Raw genomic sequence first — 19,853 nt, forward strand, 5'->3', positions numbered from 1 at the left:
GCCAACGCGCCGAGACACGCCTAGCTATCGATGCAAAGCCAGACCGGGAATGCCTGATGCCCAATACCGCCCATGACGCCCTCATCCACCTGATGATCGTCGCCGCCTCGTCCGACAGCGCCATGACGGAAAAGGAGCTTGTGCGCATCCAGTCCCTGATCGGGCGGTTGCCGGTGTTCGAGGGCTTTGACAAGAACCGGCTGACGGCCGTTGCCAATGCATGCGCCGACAAGCTCAATGGCCCCGGCGGGCTGGATCAGGTGATGGACGACGCCATCGCCGTGTTGCCCAAGAAGTTGCAGGACACCGCCTATGCGGTCGCCGTGGAAATCGCCTCGGTCGATCTTTATCTCGAACAGGAGGAACTGCGGTTCCTCGAAATGCTGCGCGACAAGCTCGATCTTGACCGGCTGACCACTGCCGCTATCGAGGCGGCCGCCCGTGCCCGCCACCGGCGCATGCCGGTCTAGTAAAACCCGACGGGGAACCAGCGCAGGTAGAGTTCGTCCAGCGCGCCATTATCCTGCAGCTTGATCAATGCCCAATCGATGGCGTGGCGCACCGCGTCGTTGCCGGCGGGGACGGCAACGGCCAGCCCTTCGCCAAATAGCTGCGGGCGGAAATAGGGTTCGCCGGCAAAGCCGCAGCAGCTCAGATTCTCGTTGAGCCAGAACGAGGCGCGCATGGCGTCGCCGAAGAAGACATCGGCGCCGCCCTCCCTGAGGGCCACGAGCGCGTCAATCTCGCTGTCAAAGCGCACAATCGTCGCCTCGGGCAGGTAGCGGGTGAGGAAGGTCTCATGCGTGCTGCCGGTACGCACCGCCACGGTCCTGCCCGCCAGCGAGTTGGCGTCGAAGGTGCCGATATCGGCGGCGCGGGTCACGAAGCGACCAGGCAGCGCCAGATAGGTCGCAGAAAAATCGAACTGCTCGCCCGTCTCCCCCGACATGGCAAGCCCTGCGATCAGGGCGTCACCCTGATTGTCGGCCAATGCGTTGGCGGCCTGTTCCCAGGGCCAGGCCTGGATGGTGCAGGCGACGTTGACCTCGGCGCAGATGCGCTTGGCCAGATCGATATTGAAGCCGATCAGTTCACCCCCCGCATCGCGGAAATTGAACGGCGGAAAGTCGGCCGTGGTGAGGAAGCGGATAGCCGGCACGGCATTGAGGCTGGGCAGGACTTCGCGGGCCGTTGGATCAGAATGGTGGGGGAGCGACTGGGCCAAGGCGGGCGTGGCGAGGAGGGCTAGCGCAAGGGCGAGGCCCGCCATGCAGCGCCAGACCCTACCCCCACCCTTGATCCCTCCCCACAAGGGGGAGGGAGACGATGGAGCCGAGAGTGCACCACTTGCGCATCCCTCCCCTCGATGGGGAGGGAACGAGGGTGGGGTGGAACCAAGAAAGCTGCGCGTCGATCTTGGGCAATCGCTCATCAAACCTGATCCAGCCCATACATCAGATCGGCAATGAGGTCGTCGGCATCTTCCAGCCCCACCGACAGGCGCAGGAGGCCGGGCGTGACGCCGGTTTCGAGCCGCACTTCCTCGGTCAGCCGCTGATGCGTGGTGGTACGCGGATGGGTGATGAGCGACTTGGCGTCGCCCAGGTTGTTGGAAATCAGGATAACGGCCAGCGCATCGGACAGCGCGAACGCGCCTTTCTGCCCGCCCTTGACGTCGAGTGCCAGCAGCGTCGAGCCGCGCAGCATCTGTCGCTTGGCCAGCTCATATTGCGGGTGGCTGGGGTGGTGCGGATAGATCACCCGCTCGATCTTGGGATGCGACGCCAGGGCATTGGCGATCTTTTCGGCACTATCGGTCATCTGCCGCACGCGCAGGGCATAGGTCTCCAGCCCCTTGGTCAGCACCCACGCATTGAAGGGCGACAGCGTCGCGCCGGTATGGCGCAGGAAGGTATGGACATCGCCTTCGATGAGCGCCTTCGAACCCAGCACGATGCCGCCCATCACCCTGCCCTGCCCGTCGATATGCTTGGTGGCAGAATAGGTCACGAGGTCGGCGCCCAGTTCGAGCGGCTTCTGGTAGAGCGCCGTGCTGAACACATTGTCGACGATGAGCTTGGCGCCATGGGCGTGAGCAATGTCGGCAACGGCCTTGATGTCCACCAGTTCCAGGGTCGGATTGGTCGGCGTTTCGATGAACACGACCTTGGTATTGGGCTGCATGGCGGCGGCGAAATTGGCCGGGTCGCGGCCATCGACCAGGGTGGAGGCGACGCCGAAGCGCGGTGCGTAATCTTCCACCACATAGCGACAGCCGCCGAACAGCGCCTGGGCGGCAACAATGTGGTCGCCCGCCCGCACCTGGCTCATGATCGCATTGGTGACGGCGGCCATGCCGGTCGCGAAAGCACGAGCCGCTTCGGCGCCTTCGAGCAGCGCCATGCGATCCTGGAACATATCGTAGTTGGGGTTGGCGAAGCGGGAGTAATTGTGTCCGCCGGGGACCTTGCCCTGGAACAACAGTTCGGCATGCTCGGAACTGGGATAGGAATATCCCGAATTGAGGAACAGCGCTTCGCTGGTCTCATTGAACGGCGTGCGCTTGCCCCCGCCATGCACGAGCTGGGTGTCGGCCGAGAGATTTTTCGGATCGCTGAGGGGGTTGTTCGCCTTGGACATCGTCACGCTTTCAAACAAAAAACCGGCACGCATATAGGCGGCCGGTTCCCAAACGGTCTTTAGCAATTTGTTTTAAGTGGCTGCAAGCGACCGGCCAAATCACCACTGGGTTGTGATCTAAAGCCAATTGCCAGTTGGCGTCAATTGCCGGGGTTGCTAGGGAACAGCAGGGATAGGAAACGCGAACAGTATGGACAAGCAACAGGACTGGCCGCAGGGCGTGTTTCCGGCGCGGTTGATCGAGCTGCTGCACAAGCAGGGCTCCATCCTTGCAGGCCGGCCGTTCGAGGCCGATCAGGTGCAGCCGGCGAGCCTCGACTTGAGGTTGGGCGATGTCGCCTTCCGCGTGCGCTCGAGCTTTCTGCCCGGGCCCAGCCATTCGGTGGCCGAGCGCATCGAGGCACTGAAGCTGCACGAGATCGACCTGACTAAAGGTGCGGTGCTCGAACGCGGCTGCGTTTATCTGGTGCCCTTGCAGGAAAGCCTCGACCTGCCGGACGTGGTCAGCGCCTCGGCCAACCCCAAGAGTTCGACGGGCCGCCTCGATGTCTTTACCCGCATCATCGGCGATCGGGCGCGTGGCTTCGACCAGATGCCGACGGGCTACAAGGGGCCGCTCTATCTCGAAGTCAGCCCGCGCACCTTCCCCGTCCTGGTGCGGACTGGCTCGCGCCTGTCACAGATGCGCTTCCGCTGCGGCGACAATCGCCTGACCGTGGCCGAACATCAGGCGCTGCATGCCAGCGACACGCTGGTGTTCGACAATGACGTACCGGTGGCAGAAGGCGTGGCGCTTTCCATCGATCTCAAAGGCGCGGGCCGCAACGGGTTGATCGGCTTCCGCTCCCGCCGCCACACAGCGGTGGTCGACGTCGACAAGAAAGCCGCCCTCGATGTGCTGGATTTCTGGGACCCGCTGGTCAATCGTGGCCGCGAGGAACTGATCCTCGATCCGGACGAATTCTACATCCTGGTCAGTGATGAGGCGGTGCATGTGCCGCCTACCCATGCCGCCGAGATGGTGCCGTTCGATCCGCTGGTGGGCGAGTTCCGCGTCCATTATGCGGGGTTCTTCGATCCCGGCTTCGGGCATTCCTCGGCCGGCGGCACCGGCAGCCGCGCGGTGCTGGAAGTGCGCAGCCGCGAAGTGCCGTTCCTGCTCGGCCACGGCCAGACCATCGGCCGGCTTATCTATGAGCGGCTGGCCGAAAAGCCCGACCGGCTTTATGGCTCGGCGCTGGGTTCGAACTATCAGGCACAGACCCTCAAGCTCTCCAAGCACTTCAAGCCCTATGCGGGCTAGACCACGCTAGAAGCATGTCGTCATCAGCAGCGGCCGTTGCAGCTTGCTGTGCAGGCGGCGGCGCCGTCGTATCACGCCCGAACATCCGCTCGTGGGCAGCCGATCTGGCAAGGCTCAACCGACTAGGCAAGATTAAGGCAGGGGCGTAGGGTCAGTGCCGATGGCCTCGAGGGAGAGGACGATGGCGCAGATCGGCTCGAGGATATCGCGGCGCGCATTGGCCGCCGACAGGTCCTTTGCAGCAGTCGCCGACTTTTATTTCAATTCCCGGTACGGCCAGCACCGCGGGGACGGCGACATCGCGGACTTCACCTTTGGCAATCCTCACGAAATGCCTCTGCGTGGCCTTGTAACTGCTCTGACCCGCGCGGCGAAACCCGAAGACGAAAATTGGTACGCCTACAAGTCGAGCGAACCGGAGTCGCAGGCTTTCCTTGCAGAGCGGCTGAGCGGGGAGCTCGGTCTGTCCTTCGAACCTGAGGATTTCGCACTAACGGCGGGCGCCTTTGCTGCCATCTCACTGGCCTTCCGCGTCCTGCTGGATGCCGGCGATGAAGCAATCTATTCTGAGCCCGCATGGTTCTGCTACGAGCCGATGCTGCATCTGGCAGACGCAGTCCCGGTGAAGGTGGACCTGAAGGCTGAAAGCTTTGATCTGGACATCGAGGCAATCGAGGCGGCGGTAACGCCCAGAACGCGCCTCGTTATTATCAATTCACCGCATAATCCTACAGGGCGAATCTACAGCGCCGAACTGCTCAAAGCTTTAGCGGAGATGCTTGAGCGTCAGTCCTTGCGGATCAATCGACGTATATACCTGCTTTCGGATGAGCCTTACCGTAGGCTACGCTTCGACAACGCCCCGTTCGTCAGCGCCGCACAACTCTACCCGTGGACCTTGATCGACTATAGCTATGGCAAGGTATTGCTCGCGCCTGGGCAACGGCTCGGATATCTGGCGATTTCGCCATTGATGCCAACAGCCGAACGCCACCAGTTGCGGGCGGTGATGTTTCCGAGCCAAATGGCGCTTGGCTGGTGTTTTCCCAACGCGATCATGCAGCACGCGATCCGCGATCTTGAGGATCTCAGTATCGATCTTGCTGCGTTGCACAGGCGAAGGAACGCCCTTGTGCAAGAACTTCAAGGCTCCGGATGCCAGGTTACCAACCCACAGGGCACGTTCTATCTCTGGGGCCGGTGGCCCGGAGATCCGGAACGGCTCTGGAATGACCTGGCTGACAGGAACGTCTTCGTCATGCCCGGCGCGATCCTCGGAGCGCCCCACTGCTTCCGCATCAGTCTGACTGCTTCCGATGCAATGGTGGAAGCAGCTCTTCCAATTTTCCATGAGGTTCTGCATTAGGCGGTTTTGAACCGATGGCGGCAGGCGTATTGAGCTGTCGTGAAATTCGCTCTGGCTTCGATGCCTCGCCGTCACCGAGCCGCCTTGACGCCCCGGCCGATTTCACGCATCTAGAAGCCGCAGGCGGGTGTAGCTCAATGGTAGAGCAGAAGCTTCCCAAGCTTACGACGAGGGTTCGATTCCCTTCACCCGCTCCAGCGACCCGTCCAGCCATAAATCATCAATGCTTCTCGCCTAGTGTGTCTGCGCGTTCATCGGGCGGACAGGTAAGTCATGCTGGCAGGACAGAAGGCAGGAAGCGATCGGAGTCTGGTGGCGCTGCTAGTGGCCCAGGCACTCAGTTCATTCAATCACAGCATGCTGCGTTCGGCTTTGTTGACGCTGGTGTCGTTTCGAGGGCTGGCGGCCTTTGGCCTCGGCCCTGAAGCCACCATTGCTGTAAGCACGCTTGTCATCGTGCTGCCCTATATATTCCTGTCACTGCCCGCCGGCCGCATGGCCGATCGATTTGCCAGGGCGCGGGTTGTGCGGGCCACGATGGCGCTGGATATCGTGGTTCTCGCCCTCGGCGCCGCGGCCCTGGGCATGGGCGATGGGGCGCTCCTGCTCGTGGCGATGCTGCTGGGCGGGATACAAGCCGCCCTGCTCGGGCCGGCGAAATACGCCATCCTGCCCGATCTTTCCAAACCTGGCGCCCTGATTTCCAGCAATGGCTGGATGAGTGCAAGCAACACGCTCGCTATCCTGCTTGGAATGGTTCTGGGCAATATACTTGTGCTTGATGCTGCGGGTTTCCGGGCGCTCATCGTCGGCGGCGTTGTTCTCGCCGGCATCGGCTGCGCACTGAGCCTTGTGATCAAAGGAGAGGCGGCCAAGGACGCAACGCTGCCGCTCGGCCCGGCCACGCTGCTGGCCGATTACCGCGCATTGGCGGCAAAACTCAGAGACACGCCGCTCATCGTCTGGCCCATGATCGGCAGTTGCTGGTTCTGGTTCCAGGGCACGATTTGGGCCGCGCTCATGCCCCTTTACGTGGCGCAGGCGGGCCAGCCTGCCCATCATGTGTCGTTCATGCTGTTGGCATCAAGTGCTGGGGTGGCGCTCGGGGCCCTGTGCGCAAGCCGGCTCGTCGGCCGGTTTCAGCCTCTCCCGCTGGCGCTGGCCCTGATACCGCTCATCGTGCTGCCCGGCTTCGATTTCTGGCTGATGTCCATCGTCCCCGGTGCGCAGGCCACGCCCCGCGCAGCCTTCGACCTCTTCATCCTGTCTGCCGGATCGGGCTTTTATCTTGTGCCACTCTCGGCGGCCATTCAACGGCTGACGCCGGCCCAGGAGCGGGCGCGCTTCATCGGCATCAGTCATACGTTGAGCGGCCTCTCCATGTGCGCGGCGGGCCTTGCCATCCTGTTCTATCCGGCAGCGGGCCTGTCGGTGACGGACATCTACCTGCTGGTCGCCCTGTCGACGGGCGTGGTCGCCGCTTTTTGCCTGTTCCAGACACTGGGTTCTTTCAGGCGTGCGGCCATCAGTCACCTGGCCCTATGACATCCTGTTGCCAGGCGGGCCGTCCGGCGAGGGCGTGAGGAAACGCTCGCATGCAGCATCGATCACGGCCAGCTTGACTGCCTGAGCTTCGATCATCTCGCACACAAAACCCGCCGAAACCCACATCGTGCCCTGCCTGTCAGTCCATCCCATGCTGCCCATGGCCCCGGCCTCCCGAAGCTTGCGGGCAAGGTGTGTGCGGGACAGTTTTATCCATCCCGATATTTCGGCAATCGAGCTGATCGAGGTGGCATATCTGCTGCCATCGGGGCTGACCTCGCCCAGATTGGTGATCAGCCAGTCCATGATAACGCCGCCATTGTTAAGCCAGGTGAACAAGGAAAATGTGCGCTGCGGCTGGCGGATTGCTGCATTGGTCAGCAGGCCCTCGGCAATGCCGGTCTGCAGGCGCGCAAAGGCATCCTCAGAGGCCATGAATGCCGCAAGCCGCGTGCCGCCATCGAGACGGTCGAGCGTGACGAGATGGGCGATTGCCCAGCCCCGCAACGTCTGCAACGCCTCGGGAGAGACAACGATGGGTCGAGATCGCCTGTCGCTGGGGTTGGTCGTGGAAATGGCATAGCCGTAATGGAGCATTTCCTTGAGGAAGGCGTCCGCCGTGTTGCGGCTGGCGATCTGGTGCGTCGTCACTTCGTCGAGAAATCGCGACAATGTCAGGGAAGGCATGCCCGGCGGTCCTTCCCTGAAGCTGAGCGCAACGGCCGCGTGAGCGAGCAGCCAACGCTGCTGGGTGGCGAAAACGGATGAGAGCCTCGGATTGGCGTGAAAAGCCTGCTGCATTGTCGAGGACTGCTGCTGGATCAGCGGCAGTATCAAAGGGCTGTCGGCAATCTCCGCACTCGTCAGGGCCATGGGCCGCTCACCCACTGTTGCAGACCAACTATTCCGGCGACGCATGCCACTCTGGCGCCGACAAATGGCACCAAATCATCAACACCCCCAAATATAATCATGGTATGGGACTGTTCTCCGTTTTCTCCAGGCTGCATTATAGCGACAGAGACTTACTGGAAACTCTATTCCCCGTGCACAACTAGCTAAAATTGCGTCGATACATGAAGACCATTATGTTTTCTACCAACAGTTTAGCGCCGGACCAACGCTTCGACCACTGGCGTGAGGAGCGCGCGAAGCTCGTGTTCGGCGCGACGTTGGAACTGCCGCGGGAACGGCGCCGCAGCTTCAATGGTTCTTACAGCGCGAGCGCCATCGGCGACGCCATTGCCTCGGAACTGCAGGCCTCGGCCTATGTGGTCAGGCGCACGGAGTCCGACATAGCCCGCGTCGCCGGCGATAGCCTGGTCGTCTTCCACCAGATCAGGGGACCAGGGTTGCTGAACGCTTCGGGAGATCACGTTGGCAGGGTGCTCAATGGCGACCTGGCAGTCGCCCATTCCGACCTGCCCTATTCTGCCGTACCCGAAACAGAGAACGACTGTCACTGTCGCATGCTGACGATCCCACTGAGCGAGGAACTGGCGCTCGGTCAGCATACCCACGACCTGTTCGCGGCAAAGCTCATGGACGGCTCCAGGTTCATGCGTCCCTTGCGGGCGCTGTTCAATGCGCTGACATCTGGGGAAGGCAGGCTTGCCGATCCCGCGCGCGATGTCACCCACATCGCCCGCCTTGCCCTGGCTGCAAGGGGACGGCTGGCCCCGGGCATGCCCGAAGTCCGGGCCGCGCTCCGCTCCGCTCTGCTGCAGGCGGCATTGCAGATCATGGAGCGGGAGAAGAACCAGCCGAACCTGTCGCCCGCCATGGTTGCAGCGGCGCTCGGCGTTTCCCGGCGCCAGCTCTACGTGCTGTTCGAGGCCAGCGAGCTTTCATTCGCCCGCGCTCTGGCGAGCTTTCGCATCGAGGAGGCGCGCCGGCTCTTGCTCGCGCATCCGGATTGGTCGGTCACCCAGACCGCCTTTGCCTGCGGGTTCGACAGCCTGGCCACGTTCTATCGGATTTTCGGGAGCACCTATGGCATGGCGCCCACCGAACTGCGCCTGCTGGAACAAGGCCGGCATGCGCCTGCATCGACGCATTCCGCCATGGCGTGACCGGCTCCTCCCCTCGGGCGCGGACTGCACGCAATGAGAAGACACGCTGCCTCCGGCGTTTGTACAACCCCCCCTCTCGTTGGCCGAGCCAGCGCTGGCAAACCGTGTTGAGGCGTGATGGAAACGGATCAGGATATGGACGCAAATCGCAGCCTGGACGGCCGGCCCGACCAGCATGAAATGGTCGAGGAGAGTGCCAACGGGCCTGTCGATCTTTCTGGCTCTGATGGCAAGCGCCAGCGCCTTTTCGGGCCCTATGCTGACGAGCCAGGCGGCGCGCTGGCGCGGCCCCCCGTATTCGGACGCCGCGTTCGGTTGGTATCGCATGCCGCCATGCACCGGGAGTGGCTGCGCGACCTCTATACCGAGCTACGCGTGGTGTTTTCAGACCCCGTTTCTCCCCAGGAAGGTCCGCCGCTCACGTTTCTCGATGCGGACAAACCCGTCATCCATCTTGGCGATGAAGTGACGATCGGGGTCGACGACGTCAAGGGCACTTTCGTATTCCAGCGGACGCAGGACACGCGCCTCATCGATACGATCACCACCTCGGATGGCGACCGAGTGACGGATTTCGTTGTCGCCTATCTGGCGCGAGTGGAGGACGCGTCGCTGGGCGCACTCGCCTACGTCGAACGGAGCGTGGGCCGAACCGTCGAGGACGTCGAGCGCGCGCTCATCCTCGCCACCCTTCGCCATTGCGGGGGTAACCGGGCCCTGGCGGCGGGCATGCTCGGCATTTCACGGCGGACGCTGCGCGGCAAGCTGCAATCGTACTGGGCAGGCCTGCTGGCAGAGGAACACCCAGGTAAGCGCGGGCCAATCAGGTGTCGTGGCGTTCGGGCGAGAGAAGTGGCGAAATGATCTCTGAAGACGTTTTGACGGCGGCCCACCGCGCCGACGCAAAGGGCGCGACCCGCGGCGACTGGTCCGCCGCAAGCCCGCCGGCGCAATCGGTGAAGCTGGCGGGCGAGATGCGGGCGGGTTTGACCCGAGGGGAGTTCTTCTTGGTCTTCCAACCCCAGATAGACCTGCTGACCCAGCGGATCGCCGGCGTCGAAGCTCTGGTGCGCTGGCAACATCCCCGACATCGCATCTTGCTGCCCAACCAATTCATCCGCGTGGCCGAGCTTTCCGGCCTGATCGTCCCCCTGGGGAACCAGATGCTGCGCCTGGCATGTATCGAGGCGGCGCGGTGGCGATCCGGCCCGCTGGCCGGGGTCAAAGTGTCAGTAAGCGGCTATCCGTTGCAGCTCAGGCATGAAGGCTTCATCCAGCATATTGCCAGCACGCTGCACCAGACCGGCCTTCCCGCCGAAAGGCTTCTCATCCAGTTGCCCGAAAGCGCTATTGTCCACCCCGGACACGCAAACTTCTCGGTCTTGAAAAGGCTCCGGCAGCGGGGAATCAGGCTGGCGATTACGGGTTTTGGCACGGGCTTTTCCTGCCTTGCCTATCTGCCGCAGGTGCCCGTCAGTTCGCTCAAGATCGACAGATCCTTCCTCAGCGACGTTCCCGGCAATACGCGAAACGAAGCGGTAACGCGGACAATTGTCGAGCTGGGACGCACGCTGGATTTGCACCTGGTTGCCGAAGGCGTCGAAACAGAGGCGCAGGCCGATTTCCTGCGAGAGATCGGGTGCGGCTCGGCACAAGGCCCTCTATACGCCCCGCCCCAGACGGCGAGCATTCTGAGTGAATGGATCCGAACTTGGCCGGCCGGAACTCAAGCGCCGCGCATGGCTGGGCAGGCAGGGAACAGCCCGCGGCCGGGCGCCTAGAACCCTATGGTAGCGCTGCGAGGACGCAGGCTTCGTCGAGGGCGATGACTTGCTCTACCGCTGCCGTGGCGGCCTCGGCATTGGCATCGCCGATGGCCTTCACCAGGCGCGAAAGGGCCTCGTAGGAGAGCCGCAGATAATTGGTCGCGTCGGTGCCGGTGCATTGCCGCAGCGACAGGGCCAGTGTCAACTCGACGATGCCGGTTACCGATCGCAGCAGCGCATTGCCCGAGGTCTCGGCCACGGTGCGGTGAATTTCCAGCGCGGCTATGCCGTGGTTTTCAAGATCACCAGCGGCCGAATCCATCTGGTGCAGCCAGTATTTCATCACGCGGATATTCTCTGCGGTTCTTCGCTGCGTTGCGAGCGCGGCGGCCCGCGCCTCCAGCGCGCGGCGCACGTCGAACAGGCTTTCGTAGAAGCGCCGGTCGGGCTTGGCGTAGAAATGCCAGGACAGCACCTGGGGATCAAAGAAGCTCCAGCGGCTGGTCGGCGACACGCGCGTGCCCACCTTTGGACGCGCCTCGACCAGGCCCTTGGCCTCCAGGGTCTTGAGCGCCTCGCGCAGCACCGTGCGCGATACGCCATAGGTTTCCATCATGACGGCGTCGCTGGCCAGGATCGAGCCGACCGGGAACCTGCCGGTGACAATGGCATGGCCGATTTCGTTGATGACAAAGGTATGGAAATTCCGTGCAGCGGGTCGCCCTGACAACGAGCGAATAAGGCTGCCTGCTTCGATCATGCTACACTTTCTCGGGCGGCTCATCTCCGGGAGCGGAGGCCGCGAATATGATGCGCTGCAAGACGATGAACAAGAACAGCAGCACGCCGATCACGATCTTGGTCCACCAGCTCGACAGCGTGCCATCGAAGATGATGTAGGTCTGGACTAGGCCCAGCAGCATGACGCCGACAAAGGTACCCAGCACGAAGCCATAGCCCCCCGTCAGCAGCGTGCCGCCAATGACGACGGCGCTGATGGCATCGAGTTCGACACCCACTGCCGCCAGCGGATAGCCGGCCGAGGTGTAAAGGGAAAAGACGATTCCCGCCAATGCCGCCAATACGCTGGACAGCATATAGATCTGCACGGTGGTGCGCGCCACCGGCACGCCCATGAGCAGCGCCGAGACCGGATTGCCGCCCAGGGCATAGACGTAGGAGCCGAAGCGGGTGCGGTGAGCCAGCAATGCGCCGAGCAGAAAGACTGCCACCATCAGCAGGCCAATGGAGCTCAGCCTCCCACCACCGGGCAGGCGGATGATGAGTTCGGAAATGGTGCGGTAGAATTCGTGGTTGATGGGCACCGAATCCTGGGTGATCACCGAGGCGCCACCACGCGCCAGGAACATGCCGGCGAGGGTGACGATGAAGCTGGGCACCTGGAGATAATGAATCGTCAGCCCCATGGCGGCGCCGAACAATGCTGCCACCCCCAGTGCAATGACGAAGGCGAGCAGTGGATGGACACCCAGCCAGGAGATGAGCACCGCTACCAGCACGCCAGTAAAGCCGATGACCGCTCCGACCGACAGGTCGATGCCACCCGAGATAATGACAAAGGTCATGCCCACTGCGGCGATGCCGAGAAAGGCGTTATCGGTGAGGAAGTTGCCAAGCACCCGGGTCGACAGCATGCCGGGGAACTGTGCGACGCTCAGCGCATAGGCGATGAGAAAGATGACGGCGGTGGCCGCAAGCGGGCGAAGACTGCGTTTCATCGGGAGGCCGCCTGCTTGGGGTCACGCTTGAAGAAGCCGAGTGCCGTGCCGACCAGCGGCGATTGCAGCATCAGGATCAGGATGATCATGCCGGCCTTGACGATAAGATTGAACTCGGGCCGGAAGCCGGAAACCAGGATGCCGGTATTCATGGCCTGGATGATCAGCGCGCCGACCACTGCCAGGGGAATCGAGAACTTGCCGCCCAGCAGCGACGTGCCGCCGATCACCACCGCCAGGATGGCGTCGAGTTCGAGCCAGAGGCCGGAATTGTTGGCGTCGGCGCCACGGATATCGGCCGCCACGACAATGCCGGCAATGGCGGCGCAAAGGCCGCTCAGCGCATAAACCAGCACCAGCAGCATGCGGCTGTGGATGCCCGCGAGCGAGGCTGCTGCCCGGTTGACGCCGATGGCCTGGATGAACAGCCCGATGGCGGTGCGCCGCACCAGCAGCGTCACGAGGATCATGAGCACCAGGGCAATCACCGCAGCCATTGGGAAGCCGAGGAAGGAGCCGGTGCCGATGAAGATCAATGCCGGGTCATTGAAGGTGACGATGGAGCCCTCGGTGATCAGTTGGGCAATGCCGCGTCCGGCCACCATCAGCACCAGGGTGGCGACGATGGGCTGGATGTCGAGCACGGCGACCAGAAAGCCGTTCCAGAGGCCGCAAAGCAGGCCGACGGACAGCGCCGCCACCACGGCAATCGGCGTCGGATAGCCCGCCACGACCATGGTCGCCGCCACCGCGCCGCAGACCGCCATGATGGCGCCAACGGAGAGGTCGACACCCTTGGTGGCGATGACACCGGTCATACCGATGGCCAGGATCGCCACCGGCGCGCCGCGATTGATCACGTCGATGACACTGCCGAACAGGCGCCCATCCTGCCAGGAAATGCGGAAGAAATTGGGAAACAGCAGCCAGTTGATCAGCAGGACGGCGACCAGCGCCAGCAATTGCGGATTGGCGAGACGCTCAAGATGGAGCCGCTTCATGCGACGGCCTCGTCGATGTGGTTGGCGATCGCCTGGACGATCACGCCGGGGTTGATGTTCTTGCCGCGCAGTTCGGCGACCATTTCGCGGTCGCGCATCACCACGATGCGGGAGCTATAGGCCACGACCTCGTCGAGTTCGGAGGAGATGACCAGCATGGCCATGCCGTCGTCACGCAGCCGGTTGATGGTGCGGACGATTTCAGCATGGGCGCCGACATCGATGCCGCGCGTCGGCTCGTCGAGAATGAGGAAGGCCGGATCGGTGGCGAGCCAGCGGGAGAGGATGACCTTCTGCTGGTTGCCGCCCGAGAGGAGCTTTACGGGCATATCGAGTGAAGCGGCGCGGATGTCCATGGCCTCGCCGAACTTGCCGGCGATCTCGAGCTGTTCGTCGCGGTTGAGCGCCTTGAACCAGCCCAGCTTGCCCTGCAGCGCAATGACGATGTTTTCGCGCACCGACAGATCGCCCAGAATGCCCTCGGCCTTGCGGTCTTCCGGGCAGAAGCCGAAGCCGTGCTTGATGGCATCGGTGGTGCGGCGAAGGGCGGTCGGCTTGCCATTTATGCTCACCGTGCCCTGGTCGGCCGGGTCGGCGCCGAACATGATGCGCGCCACTTCGGTGCGGCCCGAGCCGAGCAGTCCGGCGACGCCGATGACTTCGCCCTTGTGGATCGTGAGATCGAAAGGCGCCACGCTGCGCCTGCGGCCGAAGCCCTTGAATTCCAGCAGTATCTCGTCGGGCGTCTCGCTCGGCTCGACATCGGTGGCGCCGGAAAAGGCGATGTCCTTGCCCAGCATCAGGCGGACCACGTCCGTCCGGCTCAGCGCGTCAAGCGGGCGGGTATCAATCAGCCGGCCATTGCGCAGTACGGTGACGCGGTCGGATATGGCGAAGACCTGGTCGAGAAAATGGGTGATGAAGATGATGGCGAGGCCCTTGGCCTTGAGGCCGCGCACCACTTCGAACAGGCGCTCGACCTCGTTGCGATCAAGGCTCGCCGTGGGTTCGTCGAGGATCAGCACCTTGCCCGAGAGTTGCACGGCCCGGGCAATGGCGACGATCTGCTGCACCGCCACAGAATGGGTGCCCAGCTCGCTCGCCGGATCGATGTGCAGATCGTAATTGGCCAGCAGCACGCGGGCATCGGCCTCCATCTTGCGAAAGTCGACAAAGCCGAAGCGCAGGGGCTGGTGTCCCAGGAACAGGTTCTCGGCCACCGAGCGGTTGGGCAGGAGATTGACCTCCTGATAGACCGTGCCGATGCCAAAGGTCTGGGCATGCAGGGGATTGTCGAGCGACACGGCAGCGTCGTCGACATGAATGCTGCCGCCATCGGGCTGATAGGCGCCGGTCAGGATCTTGATGAGGGTGGATTTGCCCGCACCATTCTCACCGAGCAGCGCATGGACCTCGCCGGCCTTGAGCCCGAAATCGACCTTGTCGAGCGCGACATGGTTGCCGAAGATCTTTGTGACGCTGCGCGCTTCGAGCACGTATTGGCCGTCGGCCATGCAAGTCTCCCCCAGTGCTCGCGCCGCCGTTCCGGCATTGTCGCGATAGATCGGTTCCGCCGGCGCACCGGCGGAACCATCATTGCTATCCGATTAGTAGCCCAGACCCTTGCGGGTGTCATACTCACCCTGCGGGTTGTCCGCAGGCGTATAGAGCTTGGATTCGGTGATGATGAACTTCTCGGGTTCGGTGCCGTCGGCCAGGTAGGCCGAGAGGGCTTCAAAGGCGGGGCCGGCCATGTTGGGGGTCAGTTCCACCGTGGCATTGGCTTCGCCGGTTACCATGGCGGCAAAGATGTCCGGCACGGCGTCGATCGAGACCACCTTGATGTCGGTGCCGGGCTTGAGGCCGGCATCCTTGATGGCCTGGATGGCGCCAACGGCCATGTCGTCATTGTGGGCGTAGACCGCGCAGATGTCGGCGCCGCCGTTTTCAGCCTTGATAAAGCCTTCCATGACTTCCTTGCCCTTGGCGCGGGTGAAGTCGCCAGTCTGGCTGCGGGCGATGGTGAGGTTGGCGTGGCCGGCAATGGCTTCCTCGAAACCCTGCTTGCGGTTGATGGCGGGGGTGGAGCCAACCGTGCCCTGCAGTTCGACGATCTTGCAGTCGGCATCGCCGATTTCGGCAACCAGCCACTCGCCGGCAACGCGGCCTTCCTTGACCTGATCGGAGGCCACTGAAGTCAGATAGAGATCTTCCGGCGCATCGACGCCGCGATCGAGCAGAACCACCGGAATTTCAGCTTCCTTGGCTTCGGTCAGCACGTCTTCCCAGCCGGTGGCAACCACAGGCGCCACGAGAATGGCGTTAACGCCCTGGGCAATGAAGCCGCGGATGGCCTTGATCTGGTTTTCCTGCTTCTGCTGGGCATCGGCAAACTTGAGATCGATGCCGAGCGCTTCGGCCTGCTGCTTGGTCACCGAGGTCTCGGCGGCGCGCCAACCGGATTCCGAACCGATCTGGCTGAAGCCGATGGTGAGACCCTTGAGGTTCTCCTGGGCGATGCTGACCGAGGTCAAAGCAGTAGCGAGGCTCGCCGCGATGGCGAGCTTGGAAATGATGGTCACGATGTCCTCCCAATGTGGCCGTCGCGGCGTGTTCACCTGCGACGATGAGAGGACGCTATATAAAGTACTATTATATGTAAATAGGGAAAAGTATGACTAAAAGCGGCACGCTGAAAGGGCGGCCAAACCTGCAGAAATCCGGCCTTTTCGAGCCATGCTGGCTCATAGCTGCCTACGATTGCCCAATTCAGTGCTGACCCGTTTCCCGGTCCCGCGGCCAATCGCCCATCCGGCACAGATGGCCATGCTGCGAATGGGCGCCGGATCCCCAAGTCGTCTGACCGCATAGGTCCTGTGACATCGGCGGAGCTTGCGCTGGCGGGCGGCCAGTGCTTTACGGACGCGTTCGCCGTGGCTCCCGCTCGGCACAGTCCGCAGGATCGCGCAGCGCATGATACGTCTCGAAAGCATCGGCAAGCAAAACGGCAAGCAGATTGTCTTCATCGACGCATCAGCGACGCTGCTGAAGGGCGAGAAGATCGGCCTCGTCGGCCCCAATGGCGCCGGCAAGACCACCCTGTTCCGCATGATCACCGGCGAAGAGCAGCCCGATGAGGGCCAGGTCTCGGTCGATCGCGGCACCACCATCGGTTACTTCAGCCAGGATGTCGGTGAGATGACCGGCCGCAGCGTCGTGGCCGAAGTCATGGATGGAGCCGGCCCGGTCAGCGCGCTGGTCACCGAAATGCGCGCGCTCGAAGCCGATATGGGCGACCCGGATAAAGCCGACGCAATGGATGCCATCATCGAGCGCTATGGCGAGGTGCAGCATCAGTTCGAGGAACTGGACGGCTATTCGCTCGATGGCCGCGCTCGCGAAGTTTTGGACGGTCTAGGCTTTTCTCAGGAGATGATGGACGGCGATGTCGGCGCCCTCTCGGGCGGCTGGAAGATGCGCGTGGCCTTGGCCCGCATCCTGCTCATGCGCCCCGATGCGCTGCTGCTCGACGAGCCGAGCAACCATCTCGATCTTGAAAGCCTGATCTGGCTGGAAGCATTCCTGCAGAATTATTCCGGCGCCCTGTTCATGACCTCGCACGACCGCGAATTCATGAACCGCATCTGCACCAAGATCGTCGAGATCGATGCGGGAGCGCTGACCAGCTACAGCGGCAATTACGAATTCTATCAGCAGCAGCGTGCCATCGGCGAGAAGAACCAGCAGGCGCAATTCGAGCGGCAGCAAGCCATGCTGGCCAAGGAGCTGGACTTCATCGCCCGCTTCAAGGCCCGCGCCAGCCATGCCGCCCAGGTGCAGAGCCGGGTCAAGAAGCTCGACAAGATCGACCGGGTCGAGCCCCCCAAGCGGCGCCAGACCGTCGATTTCGAATTCCGCCCTGCCCCGCGCTCGGGCGAGGACGTCGCCCTGCTCAAGGGCGTCAGCAAGAGCTATGGCAGCCGTTCCATCTATGACGGGCTGGACTTCCATGTGCGCCGCAAGGAACGCTGGTGCATCATGGGCGTCAACGGCGCCGGCAAGTCTACCCTGCTCAAGCTGGTGACCGGCACGGCCGATCCCGACACCGGCACGGTGTCACGCGGTCCCTCTGTCAAGATGGCCTATTTCGCCCAGCACGCCATGGATGTGCTCGATGGCGACCTGACAGTGTTCCAGCAACTGGAAAGCTCGTTCCCCCAGGCCGGACAGGCGCCGCTCCGCGCGCTGGCCGGCGCCTTCGGCTTTTCCGGCGACGAGATCGAGAAGAAGTGCCGCGTCCTCTCAGGTGGCGAGAAGGCACGTCTGGTGATGGCGATGATGCTGTTCGATCCGCCGAATTTCCTCGTGCTCGACGAGCCCACCAACCATCTCGATATCGCCACCAAGGAAATGCTGATCACTGCCCTGGCGCAATATGAGGGCACCATGCTGTTCGTCAGCCATGACCGCCATTTCCTCGCCGCGCTGTCCAATCGCGTGCTGGAATTGACCCCGGAAGGCGTGCGCACCTATGGCGGCGGCTATACTGAGTATGTTCAGAGCACGGGCCAGGAGGCGCCGGGACTGCGCAGCTGACCGGTCAGGTTATGCGCCCGCCCGCCGACGCGCTGGCAGTGGCTGGTGCGGAGACTTGAACCAGTAGAACGGGCGCAGCACGAGTTCGCGCACCGCCCTTATGGTGGCAAAGCCGATGAGCAGCCAGTAGACGGGTAACCAGAGCTGATGGGGCGCCAGGTCGAGCATGCGCAGCCGCCCGAGGCCGAGCGCGGTCATGGCCAGGGAGCTGCCATAGCCCAGCGCGAGCACGGCCAGGTAGAACATCGTGCCCACCGAGCCATCGACAAGCCCTGCGCCCAGCAGCGCGCGCACCAGCACTGACAGCAGGAAGGCGCAGTGCAGGATGGGTGCCACGATCATGCCGAGCACCAGCACCTCGAAGGCCAGAAAGGCCGGCAGGCCCATTTCCTGTAGCAACCGGCCCGGATTGCGATTGTGCACGATGAATGTCTGCATCCAGCCTTTCATCCAGCGCGTCCGCTGCCCGAGCCATGGCAGCAGCCAGGTCGGCGCGGCCTCGCGGGTTTGCGACGTCAATACCGCCACCCGCAAGTGCCGGCGCGCCAGCCTGATACCCAGATCGGCGTCCTCGGTGACATTGAAGGCGTCCCAGCCGCCCAGTTCGCGCAAGGCGCGCAGACGGAAGTGGTTGGAGGTGCCGCCCAAAGGCATGGGCAGGCGCCAGCGCGCCAGCGCCGGCAGCAAGACGCAGAACAGGCCCGCATACTCGCCGGCAAACAGCGCCGTCAGCCAGTTCTGCTTGCCATTGTCAATTACCAGATGCGCCTGCAGGCAGACGATATCGGGCGCATCCCGGAAGCGCGCAGCGGCCTTCCAGAGCTGATCGCTATCGGGAATATCCTCGGCATCGAACACCACGACGTGCTGCCCCCAGCAGAGTGGCAGGGCAAAATCGAGCGCCTTGGGCTTGGTATGCGGCAGCGCGTCGGGCACCGGCACCAGTGAGAAACGTGGGTCCCCCAGACGCTCCTCGACCGCCGCAATCGTGCGTTCCGAACGGGCCTCGACCACGAACTTGATGTCCAGTCGTTCAGCCGGATAGTCGAGGGCTTCCATCGCGGCAAACAGCTGCGGCACCATGGCGGCTTCGTTGCGCAGCGGGATAAGCACCGAATAGACCGGCAGTTCCTCATTGGGTGGCCGCCTGAGCAGGGGCTCGGGCGGAAGCGGTTCAAGGACCGCGGCAAGCCTGAGCGCGGCGGGCACGACCAGAATGATCAGGACCACGGGCAACAACAGCACTTGGGCGAAGTGCGGCGCGATCAGCACCAGGCACAGCAGCAGCACCAGCCCGACGGCAAAGCCCCAACGTGCCAGCGCGGTCAGTTCCAGTTGCGCCGAGGCATAGGGCCAGCGACGCGCCAGGTTCTGCCGCGCCGCATCGATAAGCGCCGGCGCGGCGACGGCGGTAAGATGATCGCGCAGGGCCTGCTCTGGCACAAGACAGAGCAGATGACTGAGCCGCGGCGTCGTGGCCAGCCGGTGCTTGAGGCGGATCAGGCCGACAAAGTCCGGGGCGGCGAAGGCTACTTCCCGGTCCAGCAGCCGCACACGGAACAGGCGGATTTCGGCCAGCGCCTCCAGTCGCGTGGGTTCGGCGCTCCCCATCAACCCGCGGGGCACGCGGTCGAAAAAGCCGTAGCCCGCCCAGCGGGCCGCGCGTTTCATGATGGTGGTGGGGTCTATGCCCAGCGCCGTGGCGCAATAGACCAGGACGTCCACTTCGCGTTCGAGCGCGCTCTCGAGCACGGCTCGCGCAACGGCCCCGTCCGGATCATCCTTGGCCAGTATTGCCTTGATCAGGTCCAGGGCATCCGACATC

The 19,853-nt window shown here is 63.1% G+C and carries 17 protein-coding genes, 1 tRNA gene and 1 riboswitch; of the genes, 9 read left to right on the plus strand and 9 right to left on the minus strand.

Annotated features, from left to right (window positions below):
- Positions 1-56 precede the first annotated feature (56 nt).
- Positions 57-470, plus strand: a complete 414-nt coding sequence (locus V6M52_RS01470; protein ID WP_332687384.1) for a tellurite resistance TerB family protein — start codon at positions 57-59, stop codon at positions 468-470.
- On the opposite strand, the gene V6M52_RS01475 is transcribed toward V6M52_RS01470, so the two are convergent.
- Positions 467-1,270 carry a transporter substrate-binding domain-containing protein gene (locus V6M52_RS01475; RefSeq protein WP_332698707.1) on the minus strand — a complete coding sequence of 268 codons (804 nt, stop codon included), beginning with the start codon at positions 1,268-1,270 and terminating at the stop codon, positions 467-469. The two genes, V6M52_RS01470 and V6M52_RS01475, sit on opposite strands and share 4 nt — an antisense overlap.
- A gap of 161 nt (positions 1,271-1,431) precedes the next feature.
- On the minus strand, positions 1,432-2,640 hold the full coding sequence (metZ, locus tag V6M52_RS01480; protein ID WP_332687386.1) for an O-succinylhomoserine sulfhydrylase: 1,209 nt from the start codon (positions 2,638-2,640) through the stop codon (positions 1,432-1,434).
- Between the two features lie 40 nt (positions 2,641-2,680).
- A riboswitch (SAM riboswitch) is annotated at positions 2,681-2,756 on the minus strand.
- 74 nt (positions 2,757-2,830) lie between these two features.
- Between metZ and V6M52_RS01485 the strand changes: the two genes are divergently transcribed.
- The 4 genes from V6M52_RS01485 (at position 2,831) to V6M52_RS01500 (ending at position 6,854) form a co-directional block, all read left to right on the plus strand.
- Positions 2,831-3,943: a 2'-deoxycytidine 5'-triphosphate deaminase gene (locus tag V6M52_RS01485; protein ID WP_332698710.1), complete on the plus strand. Its 1,113-nt coding sequence runs from the start codon at positions 2,831-2,833 to the stop codon at positions 3,941-3,943.
- A gap of 181 nt (positions 3,944-4,124) precedes the next feature.
- On the plus strand, positions 4,125-5,309 hold the full coding sequence (locus V6M52_RS01490; protein ID WP_332698714.1) for an aminotransferase class I/II-fold pyridoxal phosphate-dependent enzyme: 1,185 nt from the start codon (positions 4,125-4,127) through the stop codon (positions 5,307-5,309).
- Positions 5,310-5,432: 123 nt separating this feature from the next.
- Positions 5,433-5,506: transfer RNA gene (locus V6M52_RS01495), tRNA-Gly, on the plus strand.
- A gap of 76 nt (positions 5,507-5,582) precedes the next feature.
- Complete coding sequence (locus tag V6M52_RS01500; RefSeq protein ID WP_332698716.1) at positions 5,583-6,854, plus strand: MFS transporter; 1,272 nt, start codon at positions 5,583-5,585, stop codon at positions 6,852-6,854.
- Here the strand turns inward: V6M52_RS01500 and V6M52_RS01505 are convergent.
- Positions 6,849-7,727, minus strand: a complete 879-nt coding sequence (locus tag V6M52_RS01505) for a hypothetical protein (protein ID WP_332694162.1) — start codon at positions 7,725-7,727, stop codon at positions 6,849-6,851. The genes V6M52_RS01500 and V6M52_RS01505 overlap by 6 nt on opposite strands.
- A 215-nt stretch (positions 7,728-7,942) precedes the next feature.
- On the opposite strand from V6M52_RS01505, the gene V6M52_RS01510 reads away from it, so the two are divergent.
- From V6M52_RS01510 to V6M52_RS01520, 3 genes are all read left to right on the plus strand, one after another.
- Positions 7,943-8,926, plus strand: a complete 984-nt coding sequence (locus V6M52_RS01510) for a helix-turn-helix transcriptional regulator (RefSeq protein WP_332694177.1) — start codon at positions 7,943-7,945, stop codon at positions 8,924-8,926.
- 117 nt (positions 8,927-9,043) lie between these two features.
- Positions 9,044-9,790, plus strand: coding sequence for a helix-turn-helix domain-containing protein (locus tag V6M52_RS19935; protein ID WP_442881798.1), 747 nt, complete (start codon positions 9,044-9,046; stop codon positions 9,788-9,790).
- Positions 9,787-10,707, plus strand: a complete 921-nt coding sequence (locus V6M52_RS01520) for an EAL domain-containing protein (protein ID WP_332698718.1) — start codon at positions 9,787-9,789, stop codon at positions 10,705-10,707. Before V6M52_RS19935 ends, V6M52_RS01520 begins: the two co-directional genes overlap by 4 nt.
- 4 nt (positions 10,708-10,711) lie before the next feature.
- Here the strand turns inward: V6M52_RS01520 and V6M52_RS01525 are convergent, their stop codons facing one another.
- From V6M52_RS01525 to ytfQ, 5 genes are all read right to left on the minus strand, one after another.
- Complete coding sequence (locus V6M52_RS01525; RefSeq protein WP_332698721.1) at positions 10,712-11,452, minus strand: FadR/GntR family transcriptional regulator; 741 nt, start codon at positions 11,450-11,452, stop codon at positions 10,712-10,714.
- Between the two features lies 1 nt (position 11,453).
- Entirely contained in the window at positions 11,454-12,431 is a 978-nt protein-coding gene (gene yjfF / locus V6M52_RS01530) for a galactofuranose ABC transporter, permease protein YjfF (protein ID WP_332694168.1), read from the minus strand.
- Positions 12,428-13,432 carry an ABC transporter permease gene (locus tag V6M52_RS01535; RefSeq protein WP_332694171.1) on the minus strand — a complete coding sequence of 335 codons (1,005 nt, stop codon included), beginning with the start codon at positions 13,430-13,432 and terminating at the stop codon, positions 12,428-12,430. The genes yjfF and V6M52_RS01535 overlap by 4 nt, the downstream gene beginning before the upstream one ends.
- Positions 13,429-14,946, minus strand: a complete 1,518-nt coding sequence (locus V6M52_RS01540; RefSeq protein WP_332698723.1) for a sugar ABC transporter ATP-binding protein — start codon at positions 14,944-14,946, stop codon at positions 13,429-13,431. The genes V6M52_RS01535 and V6M52_RS01540 overlap by 4 nt, the downstream gene beginning before the upstream one ends.
- A gap of 93 nt (positions 14,947-15,039) precedes the next feature.
- The gene (ytfQ, locus tag V6M52_RS01545; RefSeq protein ID WP_332688397.1) at positions 15,040-16,014 is read right to left on the minus strand and encodes a galactofuranose ABC transporter, galactofuranose-binding protein YtfQ; all 975 of its coding nucleotides are present in this window, start codon (positions 16,012-16,014) and stop codon (positions 15,040-15,042) included.
- A gap of 391 nt (positions 16,015-16,405) precedes the next feature.
- On the opposite strand from ytfQ, the gene V6M52_RS01550 reads away from it, so the two are divergent.
- On the plus strand, positions 16,406-18,028 hold the full coding sequence (locus V6M52_RS01550) for an ABC-F family ATP-binding cassette domain-containing protein (RefSeq protein WP_332688395.1): 1,623 nt from the start codon (positions 16,406-16,408) through the stop codon (positions 18,026-18,028).
- A 9-nt stretch (positions 18,029-18,037) separates the two neighbouring features.
- Here the strand turns inward: V6M52_RS01550 and V6M52_RS01555 are convergent, their stop codons facing one another.
- Positions 18,038-19,852, minus strand: a complete 1,815-nt coding sequence (locus V6M52_RS01555; protein WP_332688393.1) for a glycosyltransferase family 2 protein — start codon at positions 19,850-19,852, stop codon at positions 18,038-18,040.
- Position 19,853 lies beyond the last annotated feature (1 nt).

The sequence above is a fragment of the Devosia sp. genome (assembly GCF_036676215.1).
In the GTDB taxonomy this organism is placed as follows: domain Bacteria; phylum Pseudomonadota; class Alphaproteobacteria; order Rhizobiales; family Devosiaceae; genus Devosia.

Coding starts and splice junctions, on each gene's coding strand:
- V6M52_RS01470 (WP_332687384.1), top strand. CDS start 57: ATGCCCAATACCGCCCATGACGCCCTCATCCACCTGATGATCGTCGCC.
- V6M52_RS01475 (WP_332698707.1), bottom strand. CDS start 1,270: ATGGCGGGCCTCGCCCTTGCGCTAGCCCTCCTCGCCACGCCCGCCTTG.
- V6M52_RS01550 (WP_332688395.1), top strand. CDS start 16,406: ATGATACGTCTCGAAAGCATCGGCAAGCAAAACGGCAAGCAGATTGTC.
- V6M52_RS01540 (WP_332698723.1), bottom strand. CDS start 14,946: ATGGCCGACGGCCAATACGTGCTCGAAGCGCGCAGCGTCACAAAGATC.
- V6M52_RS01490 (WP_332698714.1), top strand. CDS start 4,125: ATGGCGCAGATCGGCTCGAGGATATCGCGGCGCGCATTGGCCGCCGAC.
- metZ (WP_332687386.1), bottom strand. CDS start 2,640: ATGTCCAAGGCGAACAACCCCCTCAGCGATCCGAAAAATCTCTCGGCC.
- V6M52_RS01505 (WP_332694162.1), bottom strand. CDS start 7,727: ATGGCCCTGACGAGTGCGGAGATTGCCGACAGCCCTTTGATACTGCCG.
- V6M52_RS01485 (WP_332698710.1), top strand. CDS start 2,831: ATGGACAAGCAACAGGACTGGCCGCAGGGCGTGTTTCCGGCGCGGTTG.
- V6M52_RS01500 (WP_332698716.1), top strand. CDS start 5,583: ATGCTGGCAGGACAGAAGGCAGGAAGCGATCGGAGTCTGGTGGCGCTG.
- V6M52_RS01535 (WP_332694171.1), bottom strand. CDS start 13,432: ATGAAGCGGCTCCATCTTGAGCGTCTCGCCAATCCGCAATTGCTGGCG.
- V6M52_RS19935 (WP_442881798.1), top strand. CDS start 9,044: ATGGAAACGGATCAGGATATGGACGCAAATCGCAGCCTGGACGGCCGG.
- V6M52_RS01510 (WP_332694177.1), top strand. CDS start 7,943: ATGTTTTCTACCAACAGTTTAGCGCCGGACCAACGCTTCGACCACTGG.
- V6M52_RS01555 (WP_332688393.1), bottom strand. CDS start 19,852: ATGTCGGATGCCCTGGACCTGATCAAGGCAATACTGGCCAAGGATGAT.
- V6M52_RS01520 (WP_332698718.1), top strand. CDS start 9,787: ATGATCTCTGAAGACGTTTTGACGGCGGCCCACCGCGCCGACGCAAAG.
- V6M52_RS01525 (WP_332698721.1), bottom strand. CDS start 11,452: ATGATCGAAGCAGGCAGCCTTATTCGCTCGTTGTCAGGGCGACCCGCT.
- yjfF (WP_332694168.1), bottom strand. CDS start 12,431: ATGAAACGCAGTCTTCGCCCGCTTGCGGCCACCGCCGTCATCTTTCTC.